Source organism: Pseudomonas lini (assembly GCF_001042905.1).
In the GTDB taxonomy this organism is placed as follows: domain Bacteria; phylum Pseudomonadota; class Gammaproteobacteria; order Pseudomonadales; family Pseudomonadaceae; genus Aquipseudomonas; species Aquipseudomonas lini.
Window position 1 is genome coordinate 335782 of the sequence record NZ_JYLB01000006.1, and the last position, 15976, is coordinate 351757.

14 protein-coding genes are annotated in these 15976 nt (G+C 61.7%); 13 read left to right on the top strand and 1 reads right to left on the bottom strand.

Going from position 1 to position 15976, the window contains the following annotated elements:
• Positions 1–36 precede the first annotated feature (36 nt).
• The gene (locus TU81_RS19775; protein WP_048396349.1) at positions 37–5934 is read left to right on the top strand and encodes an Hpt domain-containing protein; all 5898 of its coding nucleotides are present in this window, start codon (positions 37–39) and stop codon (positions 5932–5934) included.
• Positions 5927–6385: a chemotaxis protein CheW gene (locus TU81_RS19780; protein ID WP_048396350.1), complete on the top strand. Its 459-nt coding sequence runs from the start codon at positions 5927–5929 to the stop codon at positions 6383–6385. Before TU81_RS19775 ends, TU81_RS19780 begins: the two co-directional genes overlap by 8 nt.
• Before the next feature lie 128 nt (positions 6386–6513).
• Here TU81_RS19780 and TU81_RS19785 read toward each other — a convergent pair whose 3' ends face one another.
• Positions 6514–6891: a DUF6124 family protein gene (locus TU81_RS19785; protein ID WP_038980989.1), complete on the bottom strand. Its 378-nt coding sequence runs from the start codon at positions 6889–6891 to the stop codon at positions 6514–6516.
• A 536-nt stretch (positions 6892–7427) separates the two neighbouring features.
• Here TU81_RS19785 and TU81_RS19790 point away from each other — a divergent pair.
• The 11 genes from TU81_RS19790 (at position 7428) to madM (ending at position 15945) form a co-directional block, all read left to right on the top strand.
• On the top strand, positions 7428–8057 hold the full coding sequence (locus TU81_RS19790; protein ID WP_038980990.1) for a nucleotidyltransferase domain-containing protein: 630 nt from the start codon (positions 7428–7430) through the stop codon (positions 8055–8057).
• Positions 8020–8460 carry a hypothetical protein gene (locus TU81_RS19795; RefSeq protein ID WP_038980991.1) on the top strand — a complete coding sequence of 147 codons (441 nt, stop codon included), beginning with the start codon at positions 8020–8022 and terminating at the stop codon, positions 8458–8460. The genes TU81_RS19790 and TU81_RS19795 overlap by 38 nt, the downstream gene beginning before the upstream one ends.
• Before the next feature lie 225 nt (positions 8461–8685).
• A complete protein-coding gene (gene mdcA, locus TU81_RS19800) occupies positions 8686–10356 on the top strand; it encodes a malonate decarboxylase subunit alpha (RefSeq protein ID WP_038980992.1) in 1671 nt (556 codons plus the stop codon).
• A complete protein-coding gene (locus TU81_RS19805; protein WP_048396351.1) occupies positions 10356–11231 on the top strand; it encodes a triphosphoribosyl-dephospho-CoA synthase in 876 nt (291 codons plus the stop codon). Before mdcA ends, TU81_RS19805 begins: the two co-directional genes overlap by 1 nt.
• The gene (locus TU81_RS19810; protein ID WP_007897982.1) at positions 11231–11530 is read left to right on the top strand and encodes a malonate decarboxylase subunit delta; all 300 of its coding nucleotides are present in this window, start codon (positions 11231–11233) and stop codon (positions 11528–11530) included. Before TU81_RS19805 ends, TU81_RS19810 begins: the two co-directional genes overlap by 1 nt.
• Positions 11523–12374 (top strand): biotin-independent malonate decarboxylase subunit beta, encoded by an 852-nt coding sequence (locus tag TU81_RS19815; protein WP_048396352.1) that lies wholly within the window; start codon positions 11523–11525, stop codon positions 12372–12374. The genes TU81_RS19810 and TU81_RS19815 overlap by 8 nt, the downstream gene beginning before the upstream one ends.
• On the top strand, positions 12371–13174 hold the full coding sequence (gene mdcE / locus TU81_RS19820; RefSeq protein WP_038980996.1) for a biotin-independent malonate decarboxylase subunit gamma: 804 nt from the start codon (positions 12371–12373) through the stop codon (positions 13172–13174). The genes TU81_RS19815 and mdcE overlap by 4 nt, the downstream gene beginning before the upstream one ends.
• Positions 13168–13788: a malonate decarboxylase holo-ACP synthase gene (locus tag TU81_RS19825; RefSeq protein ID WP_038980998.1), complete on the top strand. Its 621-nt coding sequence runs from the start codon at positions 13168–13170 to the stop codon at positions 13786–13788. The genes mdcE and TU81_RS19825 overlap by 7 nt, the downstream gene beginning before the upstream one ends.
• Positions 13785–14696, top strand: a complete 912-nt coding sequence (mdcH, locus tag TU81_RS19830; protein WP_038981000.1) for a malonate decarboxylase subunit epsilon — start codon at positions 13785–13787, stop codon at positions 14694–14696. Before TU81_RS19825 ends, mdcH begins: the two co-directional genes overlap by 4 nt.
• A gap of 66 nt (positions 14697–14762) precedes the next feature.
• The gene (madL, locus tag TU81_RS19835) at positions 14763–15179 is read left to right on the top strand and encodes a malonate transporter subunit MadL (protein ID WP_007897996.1); all 417 of its coding nucleotides are present in this window, start codon (positions 14763–14765) and stop codon (positions 15177–15179) included.
• A gap of 1 nt (position 15180) precedes the next feature.
• Positions 15181–15945, top strand: a complete 765-nt coding sequence (madM, locus tag TU81_RS19840; protein ID WP_038981001.1) for a malonate transporter subunit MadM — start codon at positions 15181–15183, stop codon at positions 15943–15945.
• The last annotated feature ends 31 nt before the right edge of the window (positions 15946–15976 follow it).

A 15976-nucleotide genomic window follows, 5' to 3' on the forward strand; every position in this document is an offset into this window, starting at 1 on the left:
ACCGCCCTGGGCGGATGCATCTTGATTGGAGTGGTTATGGGTGATCGGCACGACTATGTGGCCCTCGAGTGGGTCAAAGGCGAGATTGCCGAAACGCTGAAACAGGCTCATCAGGCGATCGAAACCCTGATCGACGATCCGCAGGCGACGCACACGCTGAGTGAGTGTCTGGCGTGTGTCCATCAGGTTCACGGTAGCTTGCACATGGTCGAGTTTTACGGCGCGGCCCTGCTCGCCGAAGAGATCGAGCAGTTGACCAGCGCCTTACAGCAGAACCGCGTCAGCCATCGCGACGAGGCGATCCATCTGTTGCTGCAAGCCCTGGGGCAATTGCCGACTTACCTCGACCGGGTGCAAGGCGCCCGTCGTGATTTGCCTTTAGTCGTGTTGCCTCTGATCAACGACCTGCGCAGCGCCCGTGGCGAAAGCCTGTTATCGGAAACCAGCCTGTTCAGCCCGCAACTGTTGGAGATGCTACCTCTGGGCCCAGAGGCCTTGGCGCTGCTGGAACCGTCCGACTTGCCGAATGTGCTGCGCAAATTACGGCAAATGTTGCAGATGGCCCTGGTCGGTTTGTTGCGCGAGCAGGATGACGAAACCCACTTCGGTTATCTGGCCAGGGTTTTTACTCGCCTCGAAGCGCTGTGCGGCAATGCGCCCCTGAGCCCGTTATGGCAAGTCGCTTCGGCACTGGTTGAGGGCATGCGTAATGGCTCGATTGCCAACAGCCCGGCGTTGCGCAGCCTGTTCAAGGACGCCGACAAAGAGCTCAAGCGTTTGCTCGAACAGGGCATGCCCGGAATCAATCAACCGGCACCGCCGGAGCTGCTCAAGAGTTTGTTGTTCTATATTGCCAAGGCCGAACACCCCACCGGGCAGATGCTGACCATGAAAGATCGCTACTCACTAGACGATGCGCTACCCGACGGCGCGATGGTCGATGAAGAACGGGCACGGCTGGCCGGCCCTGACCGCGACGCCATGCGCTCGGTATTGTCGGCGCTGTGCGAAGAGCTGGTGCGGGTCAAGGAGCGCCTGGACTTGTTCGTGCGTAGCGACCGTCAGCACACCTCAGACCTCGAAAGCCTGCTGGCGCCTCTGCGGCAAATCGCCGACACCTTGGCGGTGCTCGGTTTCGGCCAGCCGCGCAAGGTCATCATCGATCAACTGGCAGTGGTGCTGAGCCTCGCTCAAGGCCAGCGTGAACCCAACGACGCGACCCTCATGGACGTCGCCGGGGCCTTGCTCTACGTCGAAGCGACTCTGGCCGGCATGGTCGGTACCGTGGAGCCGGAAAGCCAGGAAGACAGCCGTCTGCCGACCACCGATCTGACGCAGATCCATCAGATCGTGATCAAGGAGGCACGCATTTGCCTGCAACAGGCCAAGGACATGATCGTCGACTACATCGACGCCGACTGGGACCGCCAGCATTTGCAACCCTTGCCGGCGTTGCTGACCCAGGTGCGCGGTGCGTTGGCGATGATTCCGTTGGCCCGTGCGGCGAGCCTGGTCGAGACCTGCAACGGCTTCATCCGCGAGCATCTGCTGGTGGACCCGGACCAGCCCGGCTGGCAGCAACTGGACAGCCTGGCCGACGTGATCACCAGCATCGAATATTACCTGGAGCGCCTCAGCGACGACCCTGAAGCACCGGGAGAACACCTGCTCGACGTCGCGGAAAAAGGCCTGGCCTCACTCGGCTTCTTCCCCAGCGAACAGCAGGTGCCGATGCTCAAGGATGTACTCAGCCCCAGTGAAGCCCTGGTTATGCAGGACATGCAGGAACTGGACGACCCCGAAACCGTTCAGTCTCTGGCCGATGTGTTGGCCAGCCCGGTGTCATCCGTCAACCCGCCAGCCCTGACCACGCCGGGTAGCCTGTTGCCGCCGCCCGCCGGGGAAGAACCGGTGGACGATGAGCTGCGGGACGTCTTCCTCGAAGAGACTGACGAGGTGCTGGAAATTCTCGAGGAGTATCTGCCGCGCTGGTCGGCCAGTCCCGACAGTACATCGGTCTTGAGTGAATTACGCCGCGCCTTCCACACCCTCAAAGGCAGTGGTCGGATGGTCCGTGCGCTGGTGCTGGGTGAGTTGGCCTGGGCGGTGGAAAACCTGCTCAACCGAGTGCTTGAGCACAGCGTTGCACCTGGGTCCGCGGTGCAACAACTGGTGGGCGATGCGCTGAAGCTGTTGCCGGAACTGGTGGCCGAATTCGCCGCCAACGCCCAGCGCCAACGCAACGATGTCGATCAATTGGCCGCCCGTGCGCATGCCCTCGCCAAGGGCGATAAACCGGTGTCCGATGAGGACGTGCAGGATGTCGCGGCGCTCGATCCACTGTTGCTGGAGATCTTCCGCAACGAAGCCGAAACCCATTTGAGCAGCCTCAATCGCTTCCTCGACCAAGCCTCCGAACACGTACCGCTTCAGGCCAGCGACGAGTTGCAGCGGGCGTTGCATACGCTCAAGGGCAGCGCCTCGATGGCCGGCGTGCTGCCGATTGCCGAGCTGGCGGCGTCGCTGGATGAACTGACCCGGGAGTACAAGGCGCACCGAATTGCCCTCGACCTGGACGAAGTCGAATTGCTGCTGGAAGCCGAAGGACTGTTCCGTCTTGGCCTGCGACAGCTCAAGAGCGATCCGCTGGCCGAAATTCCCGACGCCCGCTCGCTGATCGAGCGAACCCACGCAGTACTGGCCGAGCGTCTGCAAAGCCTGTTGAGCACGCCCAATACGAAGCTGCGCATCAAGCGCGATCCGCAACTGATCAACAACTTTCTTGCCCAAGGCATGGACATCCTGCTGGACGCCGAAAGTCTGTTGCAGCGCTGGCAGCAGCATCCCGGCGAGCGGCAGGAACTCAGCGCGCTGCTGGACGAATTGACCACCCTCGGCGAAGGCGCGCACCTGGCCGATCTGCATCAGGTGGATGAACTCTGTGAAGCATTGCTCGACCTGTATGGCGCGGTGGAAGAAAGCAGCCTGGCGGTCAGCGACAGGTTTTTCCACGAGGCGCAAAGTGCTCATGAGGCGCTGATCAACATGCTCGACGAACTGGCGGCCGGCCAGGAAGTCACTGCGCAACCGGAGCGCGTTCGGGCCTTGCGCGGCTTGCTCGATGAGAGTCTCGATCCATCCTCCATGGGGCTGATCCGCAGTGACGGCAGTCGCACCCTGAGCATCCGGGAACTGGGCAGCGCCACCGCCGAGCTGGAGCAGAGCGCGACGCAGGTGGAGCTGGACGACGAAATCGTTTCGATCTTCCTTGAAGAAGCGGTGGATATCCTCGAGAGCGCCGGCCAGGCCTTGCAGCGTTGGCTGAGTGACCCGGACAACGCCGCGCCGCTGTCGTCCTTGCAGCGCGACCTGCACACCCTCAAGGGCGGTGCGCGGATGGCCGAGGTCGAGCCGGTCGGCGATCTGGCCCATGAACTGGAAAGCCTTTACGAAGGCCTGGTGGACCGCCGTTACAGCCACAGCGAAGCGCTGGCGCAGTTGCTGCAACACAGCCATGACCGACTGGCCATGTTCCTTGATCAGTTGCGGCACAACCGTCCGCTGGGTGATCCGCGCGAGTTGATCGAAGCTATTCGTGAGTTTCGCCAGGGCAATGCCGGCAGCGCCGAGGTGATCGAACCAACGGCCAGCAACGACTCGGCGGGCCATGATTCCGAGCTTCTGGAGATCTTCCTCGAAGAAGGTTTCGACATCATCGAAAACTCCGGCGCGGCACTGTTGCGCTGGCAGGCCGAGCCGTCGAATCGCCAGGAAGTGGAAACCCTGCTGCGCGATCTGCACACCCTCAAGGGTGGCGCGCGAATGGTGGAGATCGCGCCGATTGGCGACCTGGCCCATGAACTGGAATTCCTCTACGAAGGCTTGTCGGCTGGCGTGCTGCAACCCACCGCCGAGCTGTTCTCGCTGTTGCAACGCAGCCATGACCGACTGGCGCAAATGCTCGACGCTACCCGCGCCGGTCAGCCATTGCCGCCGGCTGATCGGCTGATCGATGCGATCAAGAATTTCAGCCATCCAGCGGTGTCCGAAACATCGCTGACGCTGCCCGCAGTGCCCAAAGCCGAGTCGGCCACACCGCAAACCGAAGGCACCGACACGGTCAAGGTCTCGGCGGAGTTGCTCGACGACCTGGTCAACCTGGCCGGGGAGACTTCGATCTTCCGTGGCCGCATCGAACAACAGGTCAACGATGCACGGGTGGCCCTGAGCGAAATGGAAACCACCATCGAGCGCATGCGCGACCAGTTGCGCCGCCTCGATACCGAAACCCAGGGGCGGATTCTCAGCCGTCAGCAAGTCGAAGCCGAACGCTTGGGCTACGAAGAATTCGACCCGCTGGAGATGGACCGTCACTCGCAGCTGCAACAATTATCGCGGGCGCTGTTCGAGTCTGCCTCCGACCTGCTTGACCTCAAGGAAACCCTCGAACGGCGTAATCATGACGCGGAAAACCTGCTGCAACAGCAGGGCCGCATCAACACCGAATTGCAAGAAGGCCTGATGCGTACGCGCATGGTGCCGTTCGAGCGAATGCTGCCGCGTCTGAAGCGCATCGTTCGGCAGGTCGCCAGCGAACTGGGCAAGGACGTGGACTTCATTGTGGGCAACGCCGAAGGCGAGATGGACCGCAATGTCCTCGAACGCATGGCCGCGCCGCTGGAACACATGCTGCGCAACGCCGTCGACCATGGGCTGGAATCGGCCGAGGTGCGTATCGCGGCGGGTAAACCGGCCCAAGGCAAGATCACCCTCGACCTGTCGCGAGAGGGCGGCGACATCATTTTCGACATCCGCGACGACGGTGCCGGCGTGCCGCTGGACGCCGTGCGGCGCAAGGCGATCAAGCGCGGGTTGCTCGACCCGGACAGCGATATCAGCGACCGCGACGTGCTGCAATTCATCCTGCAACCGGGGTTCTCCACTGCCGAGAAAATCACCCAGATCTCCGGGCGTGGCGTCGGCATGGACGTGGTTCACGAAGAAGTCCGGCAGCTCGGCGGCGGCATGATCATAGACTCTGTGCCGGGGCAGGGCGTGCATTTCCGGATTCGCCTGCCGTTCACCGTGTCGGTTAACCGCGCGCTGATGGTGCAATGCGGGGAGGATCAATACGCGATTCCGCTGAACACTATCGACGGCATCGTTCGGGTGTTGCCCAATGAACTGGAAGGGCATTACCGGCTCGATCCGCCGACCTACGAATACGCCGGGCAACGTTATGAGTTGTGCTATCTCGGCGAGCTGCTGAAAACCAGCCCCCGCCCGAAACTGCTGGGCCAGAGCCTGCCGTTGCCGGTGTTGCTGGTGCAATGCAACGAGCGACACGTCGCGGTGCAAGTGGATGCCATGGCCGGCACCCGGGAAATCGTGGTCAAAAGCCTTGGTCCGCAGTTCGCCGCGGTGCAGGGTTTGTCCGGCGCGACGATTCTGGGTGATGGCCGGGTGGTGCTGATTCTCGACTTGCTGTCGCCGATCCGCGCGATGCAAGCGCGGGTGCCGCAACGAGCGGTGACACAGGACGTAGAGCCCGAGTCGCAACGGCCGTTGCTGGTGCTGGTGGTCGACGATTCGGTTACCGTGCGCAAGGTCACCAGCCGTCTTTTGGAGCGCCACGGCATGAACGTGCTGACCGCCAAGGACGGTGTCGACGCCATGTTGCTGCTCGAAGAACACATGCCCGACCTGATGCTGCTGGACATCGAAATGCCGCGCATGGACGGTTTCGAAGTGGCGACCCAGGTACGCGCCGACGAACGCTTGCAGCATCTGCCGATCATCATGATCACCTCCCGTACCGGCCAGAAACACCGCGACCGCGCCATGGCCATTGGTGTCAACGACTACCTCGGCAAGCCATACCAGGAATCGGTGCTGCTCGACAGCATCGCCCGGTGGAGCAAAACCCATGCATGAACACCGCTCCAGCAACCTCACTGGGCTTTTATTGCCCTTGGCTGATCGCAACCTGATCCTGCCCAACGTCGCTGTCGCTGAACTCATCGATTACCAACCCGGCGCCTTCGACCTCGACACACCACCGTGGTATCTGGGGCGGGTGACGTGGCGGGAACGGCAGATTGCGTTGCTCAGTTTTGAGTCGGCGTGCGGCAACAAAGTGGTGATCGGTGAGCGAGCACGGATCGTCATCCTCAACGCCCTCGGCGGGCGGTCTGAGCTGAAGTTCATTGCGCTGCTGGTGCAGGGGATTCCGCGGTCTTACAAGCTGGATAGCCAGTTGAGCTATGTCGATGTGCCGTTGTGTGCGTTGGAGCAGGCGGCGGTGCAGGTGGGAGAGCAAGTGGCGAAGGTGCCTGACTTGCTCGCGCTGGAGGAACTGCTCGTAAAGGCCGGTTTAGCCAATTGATCGTTCCCACGCTCTGCGTGGGAATGCAGCCCGGGACGCTCCGCGTCCCATCCAGAGCCGAACGCGGAGCGTCCGTTGAGGCATTCCCACGCAGAGCGTGGGAACGATCATGAACAAAGGGTTGTGCGCTAAACCCCCGCCTGAGCCTTCATCTGCAACGACTCATGATGATCCAGCACCCGCTCCACCAACAACTGCACGCCATCTGCCAAACGGCTGAGCGCCAAGGCGACAGAGCGGCGTGAGCCTTCCACATCGTCCGCCAGATCGGCAGCAATGGCGCTGATGGACAGCAGGTCTTCGGAGGCATTGGCCAGAAGGGCTTCGGTGTCGATGTCGGGGGAGACGGTGAAGAGCTGGGACTTACGGCGTTTTGCCGGCTTTTCGTGGAGAGGGGGAAAGTAATGGGAGAAGGCGCGGTCAGCGGCTTCCTTCATTTTCTCTGCATCGAGGGATGCTTGGGAATCGGTCCCGGATTCTGGCGGGTTGGGAGTAGCTTTGAACATTGTGTATCTCCAGTAATGAGTTTCAGCTGCTCCATCGGTTCCAAACGAAGGGGTGGCAGCTGTACGCAGGTTGGAACCCGAGGTGGAGAAAACCCGGCAGACCCGAAGGTCTCCCGCGTACAGCCGCCATAACGGAATACACACATTAAAGGTGCGCAAGCATACGTCATGAGGGGCGCTTTTGCGCCTTCTACACCTCGGGGTTCCAAGCCCGGTCGCTGAGGTTGGCAGCGACTCCCAAACGATAAAGATCAACGCAAAACCGCACCAGTCGGCGGGTTCCGGCATTGCTGTAGGCAGCGACGCCAGACTGCGTAGCCTCTCACCGTTCCTGCGGACAAACTTTTAAACACAAAACCCCAAGCAGTCGGCCCCCTGTGGCGAGGGAGCTTGCTCCCGCTGGGCTGCGAAGCAGCCCCAAAACCTGCAACCGAGGTATATCAGGTACACCAAGAACAATGGTTTACGCTGCGTCAGGTTGAAGATTCCCAAAAAGGGACCTATCGTTCCTTTTTTGGGACTTATCGGTCGTTGCCGTGAAAAACCTGTCACTAAGTGAAGCCTTGTTCACCACCACCCAGCAAAAAGTGCTCGGCCTGCTGTTTGGTAAACCCGACCGAAGTTTTTACGCCAACGAGATCGCCCGCTGGGCTCAAGTGGGTAAAGGCAGCCTCATGCGCGAGCTGGATCGGTTGCAGCGGGCAGGCGTGCTGACCATGAGCCGTCAGGGAAACCAGACCCACTATCAAGCCAATCCCGACTGCCCGATCTATGCCGAACTGCTGGGCATCGCCCGCAAAACCTTTGGTATTGCCGAACCTCTGCGTCAGGCGCTCCAACCCTTTGCCGAACAGATCACCTGGGCCTTTGTGTACGGCTCTATCGCCAAGGATCAGGCGAACGCATCCAGTGACATTGATCTCATGCTGATCGGCGAGGGCCTGCACTACAGTGAAGTGATGGAGCGGCTTATCCCGATGGAAGAGCAGTTGGGCCGCGTCCTCAACCCGACGCTCTACACCCCCGACGACTGGGCCGCCAAACTGGTGGCTGAAAATAGTTTTGTCGTGCGGGTAGCGCAGCAGGACAAGATCAATCTGATGGGGGGAAACCCTTTGGAGTCCAAGGATGGGCAGCAACGAGAACCTGGAAAACCTGTTACGTAGCGGTGGACTGAAAGCTGAGCCGCCGGACCGCAAGGAATGCGAAGGGCTGATGCGTTCGGCTGTGGATCGATTGAAAGACGCGCAAACGTCTTCGCTTTCCTTCGCGAGTCGTTTCGACCTGGCTTACAACGCTGCCCATGCCCTTGCACTGACGGCTCTTCGCTTGTGCGGCTACCGTTCGGACAAGCGATATCTGGTGTTTCAGTGCCTGGTTCATACCGCTGATATTGGCAAAGTACAGGTTAGGCTATTCGCCCTGTGTCATGAGCGACGAAACCTGGCGGAGTACGAAGGCTATATGGATGAAGATCCGGCGTTGTTGGCGCAGTTGTTGGAAAGTGCTGAACAGCTTCTGATTCGAGTGCAGGAACAGATGGCGTCCTTCAATTCATCGCGGACCTGATCGTTCCCACGCTCCGCGTGGGAATGCAGCCCGGGACGCTCCGCGTCCCATTCGAGAGCTGGAACGCGGAGCGTCCCTTGAGGCATTCCCACGCAGAGCGTGGGAACGATCAGGGCGGTGTTCGATCATTACGGTGAACGTAACGATCCGTCTCTCTGCTTGATTGATGCCCCCCACCCAACGCTCCTAAGGTGACTCCCACGACAGCGAACCCGTGGAGTGGTCATGACAACAACAATATCCCCCGACTCGCGATGGACGCGGCGGCGCAGCGAAAAGCAGCGGCGTCTCGAGCTGGTGCGGGGTTTCGCCGACGGTGTGGTGCTGCCCACCGACAAGATCGTTGCGGCGCTGGAGGCGTTGATTCTGCCCGGCGACCGTGTGGTGCTGGAGGGCAACAACCAGAAGCAGGCAGACTTCCTTTCCCGCTCCCTGGCCAAGGCCGACCCGGGCAAGCTGCATGACTTGCACATGATCATGCCCAGCGTCGGGCGTTCCGAGCACCTGGACCTGTTCGAGCGTGGTATCGCCCGCAAGCTCGACTTCTCGTTCGCCGGCACCCAGAGCCTGCGCATCAGCCAGTTGCTTGAAGACGGCCTGCTGGAAATCGGCGCGATCCACACCTACATCGAGCTCTATGCGCGACTGGTGGTCGACCTGATTCCCAACGTCGTGCTCTCGGCCGGTTTCATGGCCGACCGCGCTGGCAACATCTACACCGGGCCGAGTACCGAAGACACCCCTGCGTTGATCGAACCTGCCGCCTTCAGCGATGGCATCGTCATCGTCCAGGTTAACCAATTGGTGGACGATGTCAGCGAACTGCCCCGTGTCGACATTCCGGCGTCCTGGGTCGACTTCGTGGTGGTGGCCGACAAGCCGTTCTACATCGAACCGCTGTTCACCCGCGACCCACGACACATCAAGCCTGTGCATGTGTTGATGGCGATGATGGCGATCCGCGGGATCTACGAAAAACATAACGTTCAGTCGCTCAACCACGGCATCGGTTTCAACACCGCGGCCATCGAACTGATCCTGCCGACCTACGGCGAATCCCTCGGTTTGAAGGGCAAGATCTGCCGCAACTGGACCCTCAATCCTCACCCAACCCTGATCCCTGCCATCGAAAGTGGCTGGGTCGAAAGCGTGCATTGTTTCGGCACTGAGCTGGGCATGGAAAACTACATCGCCGCTCGACCGGATGTGTTCTTCACCGGCCGCGACGGTTCACTGCGCTCCAATCGGATGTTCTGCCAACTGGCCGGGCAATACGCGGTGGACCTGTTCATTGGTGCAACCCTGCAAGTCGACGGCGACGGCCATTCCTCCACCGTGACGCGCGGTCGCCTGGCCGGTTTCGGTGGTGCGCCGAACATGGGTCACGACCCGCGCGGTCGCCGCCATGGCACGCCGGCCTGGCTCGACATGCGTCACGACGATGCACCCGAAGCGTTGCTGGAACGCGGCAAGAAACTCGTGGTGCAAATGGTCGAGACCTTCCAGGAGGGCGGCAAACCGACCTTCGTCGAAACCCTCGACGCGGTGGAGGTGGCGAAGAAAAGCGGCATGCCGCTGGCGCCGATCATGATCTACGGCGACGACGTCACCCACCTGCTCACCGAAGAAGGCATCGCCTATTTGTACAAGGCCCGTTCCCTCGAAGAACGTCAGGCGATGATCGCCGCCGTCGCCGGGGTGACCGCCATCGGCCTGCGCCACAACCCGAAAGACACCGCCCGCATGCGCCGCGAAGGCCTGATCGCCTTGCCCGAAGACCTCGGCATCCGCCGCACCGATGCAACCCGCGAGTTGCTCGCAGCGAAAAGCGTGGCTGATCTGGTGGAGTGGTCCGATGGCCTCTACAACCCACCCGCCAAGTTCAGGAGTTGGTAATGCGCGCATTCAACCTGCAACCGAAACCTTTAACCCTGACTGAGCGGCTGGCGGACCTGGCCGTGGACGCGCTGATCGATGAAGCGGATCTGTCGCCGAAACCGGCGCTGGTCGACCGTCGCGGCAATGGCGCGCACACCGATTTACACCTGAGCCTGATGCACGCCTCGGCGCTGTCGTTGTGGCCGGCGTTCAAGGCAATGGCAGAAGCGGCCATCGAGTTTGGCGAAGTCGGTTTACCCCTGCGCGAAGCCCTTGGGCGGATTGGTCGTGACGGTGAGCAAACGATGCTCGCCACCACCAACGGTGTGAATACTCATCGTGGCGCGATCTGGGCGCTAGGGCTGTTGGTCGCTGCGGCGGCGCTGGAGTGCACGAATACCAAAGCAAGCGCCGTGACCTTGCGCGCTGCACGTCTGGCCTTGCTCGCCGACCGTTACGCGCCGCGTCCTCTGAGCCATGGCGCCCAAGTCGCCCAGCGTTACGGCGCTCGCGGTGCACGCGAAGAAGCACAGCTTGGTTTCCCTGCAGTGATTCAACGCGCACTGCCGCAACTCAAACTCAGTCGCGCCGCCGGCCATGGCGAACAGAACGCTCGGCTCGACGCCTTGCTGGCGATCATGACCCATCTCTCCGACACCTGCGTGCTCTACCGCGCAGGCGAAACCGGCCTGCAGACCATGCAACTCGGCGCCCAAGCGGTGCTCGACGCCGGCGGCAGTGCGAGCCTGGCCGGTCGTCGCCGTTTGCATGAGCTGGACCAACAATTAATCGCGTTGAATGCCTCGCCCGGTGGCGCTGCGGACTTGCTCGCAGCCTGCCTGTTTATCGATCGTATCGACTCGGGCGACGGCATCTTCCAGGGAGCGTTTTGATGGAAACCTTATCCTTTGAATTCCCCGCCGGGCAGCCGCCTCGGGGCAGGGCGCTGGTGGGCTGCGTGGGCTCGGGCGATCTGGAAGTGCTGATCGAACCGGGGCTGGCCGGCAAGCTGACGATCCAGGTGCAGACCTCGGTCAACGGCAGTGAACAACGCTGGCAGCATCTGTTCGCGCGGATGTTCGACGGCCAGACACCGCCCGCGATGGCGATCGATATCCACGATTTCGGCGCCACTCCCGGCGTGGTGCGTTTGCGCCTGGAACAAGGCTTCGAGGAGATCAGTCATGACTGACAGCGCAGCGCTTCTCAACAAACATAGCTTCGTCGAACTCGGCGCCCGGCAACGAGCGAAAGCCTTGCTCGACGCGGTTACTTTTCGTGAACTGCTCGACCCGTTTCAACGCGTCATGTCGCCGTGGCTGTCGCGCCAAGGCGTGGTGCCGCAAGCCGATGACGGCGTGGTGATCGCCAAGGGCAGCCTCGGTGGTTTGCCGGTGGTGATCGCGGCCATCGAAGGCGCGTTTCAGGGCGGCAGCCTGGGTGAAGTCGGCGGGGCGAAGATTGCCGGTGCGCTGGAACTGGCCGCCGAGGACAACCGCAAAGGCATTCCCACTCGCGCCGTCTTGCTGCTGGAAACCGGTGGCGTGCGTTTGCAGGAGGCCAACCTCGGGTTGGCGGCGATTGCCGATATTCATGCGGCGATTGTCGATTTACGCCAGTACCAGCCAGTAGTCGGCGTAGTCGCCGGCAGCGTCGGTTGCTTTGGCGGCATGTCGATTGCCGCCGGGTTGTGCAGCTATTTGCTGGTGACTCAGGAAGCGCGCCTTGGCCTCAACGGCCCCCAAGTGATCGAGCAGGAAGCCGGACTTGAGGAATACGACTCCCGTGACCGGCCGTTTATCTGGAGCCTGACCGGTGGTGAGCAACGTTTCGCCACTGGGTTGGTGGATCGCTACGTGGCTGACGACGTGGCGCAGATTCAGCAGCAGGTTAGCGAGTTGCTCCAGCAGGGTTTGCCGGCGCAGCAACGCAGTCGCCAGGCCGAATGGTTCCTGCAACGGCTGGCGAGTCTGGACGCCGAACCACAAATCGAGCCGGCGACGGTTCGCGATCTGTATCAAGGAGAGCGCTCATGAGTTCGTATTCCCTGAGAGGCTTGAACTGGTTCAACGCCTTGAGTGCTGGTGCGAAACCGGTCGAGGGTTTACCGGCGTCGTTGAAAGTCGCCGATGGTGTGCTGGGTGAGCAGCCCGTGCGTTTTATCGCAGTGGTGGCCAATCCCGACAACCGCTTCGTCCGCGCCCGCAATGGCGAGGTCGGTTTGCTGGAAGGCTGGGGCCTGGCCAAAGCGGTGGATGACGTCATTGCTGCAGATAACGACAAACCTCAAAAGCGCGCCTTGATCGCCATTGTCGATGTGCCGAGCCAGGCTTACGGCCGGCGCGAAGAAGCCCTCGGCATTCATCAAGCCTTGGCCGGTGCTGCGGACAGTTATGCCCGCGCCCGACTGGCCGGGCACGCGGTGATTGGTTTGCTGGTGGGCAAGGCGATGTCTGGTGCCTTTCTCGCTCATGGCTATCAGGCCAACCGGCTGATCGCGTTGCGCGATCCGGGCGTGATGGTGCATGCGATGGGCAAGGCGTCGGCGGCGCGAGTGACATTGCGCAGTGTCGAAGAACTTGAAGCCTTGGCCGCCAGCGTGCCGCCGATGGCGTATGACATCGACAGCTTTGCCAGCCTGGGTTTGCTTTGGGAAACCTTGTCGGTGGATCAGATCGAACAACCGACGACGGCGGATCTGGCGCGGGTGAACGAGTGTCTGGTTCAGGCGATTGAGGATGTCGAGGCAGGTCGTCGTGATTTGAGCGGCCGCTTGGGTGCGAGCAATCGCGCCGCGTCGAGCAAGGTTCGCCAACTGCTGAGAGCGCAGTGGTGAACACGTTTCTGGCCCACGACCTGCTTTGGGGGATGACCCCGGAGCAGTTGCCTGCGGATGCGCCTGCGTGGGCGGTCGAGTCGATCAGCACGCGTCAGCCGGTGGTGGTTCGGCGCGCGATGACTGCGCCGGATCAAATCGCGGTCGGCGTGCGCGGACGCTTGCGTGAGCAGCGTTATGCAACGTCGATGGCGATCACGGCGATTTCGCGTGGGGTAAGGCCGGAAGAGTTGTGTCATGTCGAGACGACTCGGGACCTGCCGGCGTTGCGAGCACTGGTGCAACTGCGGTCGATGCTCGACGCCTGCGGTTGGGTATGGGGTGTCAGCGGCAGCGCCGGGTTTGAATTGGCCAGCGGTTTTGCGGCGTTGCATGAGCGCAGCGATCTCGATTTGATTCTGCGTACACCGCAACCGTTGAGCCGACTTCAAGCGCAAGAGTTGGTGACGCTTCTCGGCACCGCTGAATGTCTGGTCGACCTGCAATTGCAGACGCCGAATGGCGCGGTGGCTCTGCGCGAATGGGCCGGCCCGTCGCATCGGGTGCTGCTCAAAAACGCTCAGGTCGCCTGCCTGGTCAGCGATCCCTGGAACCCGCAGGAGCAAGCAGCGTGAGCAGTTTGCTGGTGTTCCCCGGCCAGGGCGCGCAGCAACCGGGCATGCTCCATCGTCTGCCTCGGGAAACGCTGATCGAGGCGAGCGAGGTGCTGGGTGAAGATGTTTTGTTGCTGGATTCTGCCGAGGCGTTGCAGTCGACCAGAGCTGTTCAGCTGTGCCTGCTGATCGCCGGAGTGGCTGCTTCACGTCAGTTGTTATTGAGCGCGGATTACGTGGCCGGATTGTCCATCGGAGCCTACCCGGCAGCGGTGGTCGCGGGTGCCTTGAGCTTCAGCGATGCGCTGCAACTGGTCAGCCTGCGCGGTGAGCTGATGCAGCAGGCTTATCCTCAGGGCTACGGCATGACCGCGATCATCGGTCTGGATCTGGCGACGGTGGAAAGGTTGCTGGCGCAGGTTCACAGCGTCGACACACCGGTTTACCTGGCCAACATCAACGCCGATAACCAAGTGGTCGTTGCTGGCAGCGATGGCGCGATGAAAGCGGTTGCCGAGTTGGCGAAAGGCCGTGGCGCCGGTCTGGCCAAACGTCTGGCGGTCAGTGTGCCGTCTCATTGCCCGCTGCTGGAAGCTCCGGCGAAAACCCTGGCTGAAGCGTTCGCCAAGGTGCAATTGGAAACGCCGACCCTGGGTTACCTCAGCGGCAGTCGCGCCCGGCCTGTTATCAATCCCGAGGCGTTACGCGACGATCTGGCCTTCAACATGTGCCGCGTGGTGGATTGGCGCGGCACGGTGCAAAGCGCTTACGAGCGGGGCGTACGTCTACAGATCGAACTGCCGCCCGGTGCGGTGTTGACCGGGCTTGCGCGCCGGGTGTTCGAGCAGGGCACCGTGATTGCCTTCGATGGTGCGCGACTCGATACCTTGCAGGCGCTGTTGCGTGAGGAGGGAAGCCGCCAACCCTAGATCACCGACTCAGGTTGCGAACTACAAAAACAACAATTCCGACGATGCACTTTGAGGACTACAACAATGATTATTTACGGTGTGGCGCTGTTGGCGATCTGTACGCTGGCAGGGGTGATCATGGGTGACATGCTCGGCGCATTGCTGGGCGTGAAATCCAACGTCGGCGGGGTCGGGATCGCGATGATCCTGCTGATTTGCGCGCGGTTGTGGATGCAAAAACGCGGCGGCATGACCAAGGACTGCGAGATGGGCGTCGGCTTCTGGGGCGCCATGTACATTCCGGTGGTCGTCGCGATGGCAGCACAGCAGAATGTCGTTACCGCTCTGCATGGCGGCCCGGTGGCGGTGTTGGCGGCGATCGGTTCGGTGGTGCTCTGCGGCTGCACCATTGCCCTGATCAGCAGGACCCACAAAGGCGAACCCTTGCCCGATGAACCGGCGGATATAACGTCGGTTGGCGCACCGGCAGGAGGTCGCTGATATGTGGGATCTCATCGAGAAAGGTCTGGAACATAACGGGTTGGTGACAGCGTTCGCGTTCGTTGGCGTGATCATGTGGGTGTCGGTGGTGTTGTCCAAACGCCTGACCTTCGGACGAATTCACGGCTCGGCGATTGCCATCGTCATCGGTCTGGTGCTGGCCTGGGTCGGCGGCACCATGACCGGCGGGCAAAAAGGCCTGGCGGATTTGTCGCTGTTTTCCGGCATTGGTTTGATGGGCGGTGCGATGTTGCGTGACTTCGCCATCGTCGCCACCGCGTTCGAGGTACAGGCCACCGAAGCGAAAAAGGCCGGGATGATTGGCGTCATCGCGCTGCTGCTGGGCACGATCCTGCCGTTTATTGTCGGGGCGAGCATTGCCTGGGTATTCGGTTATCGCGATGCGGTGAGCATGACCACCATTGGCGCGGGCGCGGTGACGTACATCGTCGGGCCAGTGACCGGGGCAGCGATTGGTGCCACGTCCGACGTGATGGCGTTGTCGATTGCCACCGGGCTGATCAAGGCGATTCTGGTGATGGTGGGCACACCGATGGCGGCGCGCTGGATGGGGCTGGACAACCCGCGCTCGGCCATGGTGTTTGGCGGCTTGGCCGGGACCGTCAGCGGTGTGACCGCCGGGTTGGCGGCGACGGATCGGCGGCTGGTGCCGTATGGCGCGTTGACGGCGACGTTCCACACCGGGCTTGGGTGCTTGCTTGGGCCTTCGTTGCTGTACTTCATTGTTCGCGGGATTGTCGGCTGACTGATCGTTCCCACGCTCTGCGTGGGAATGC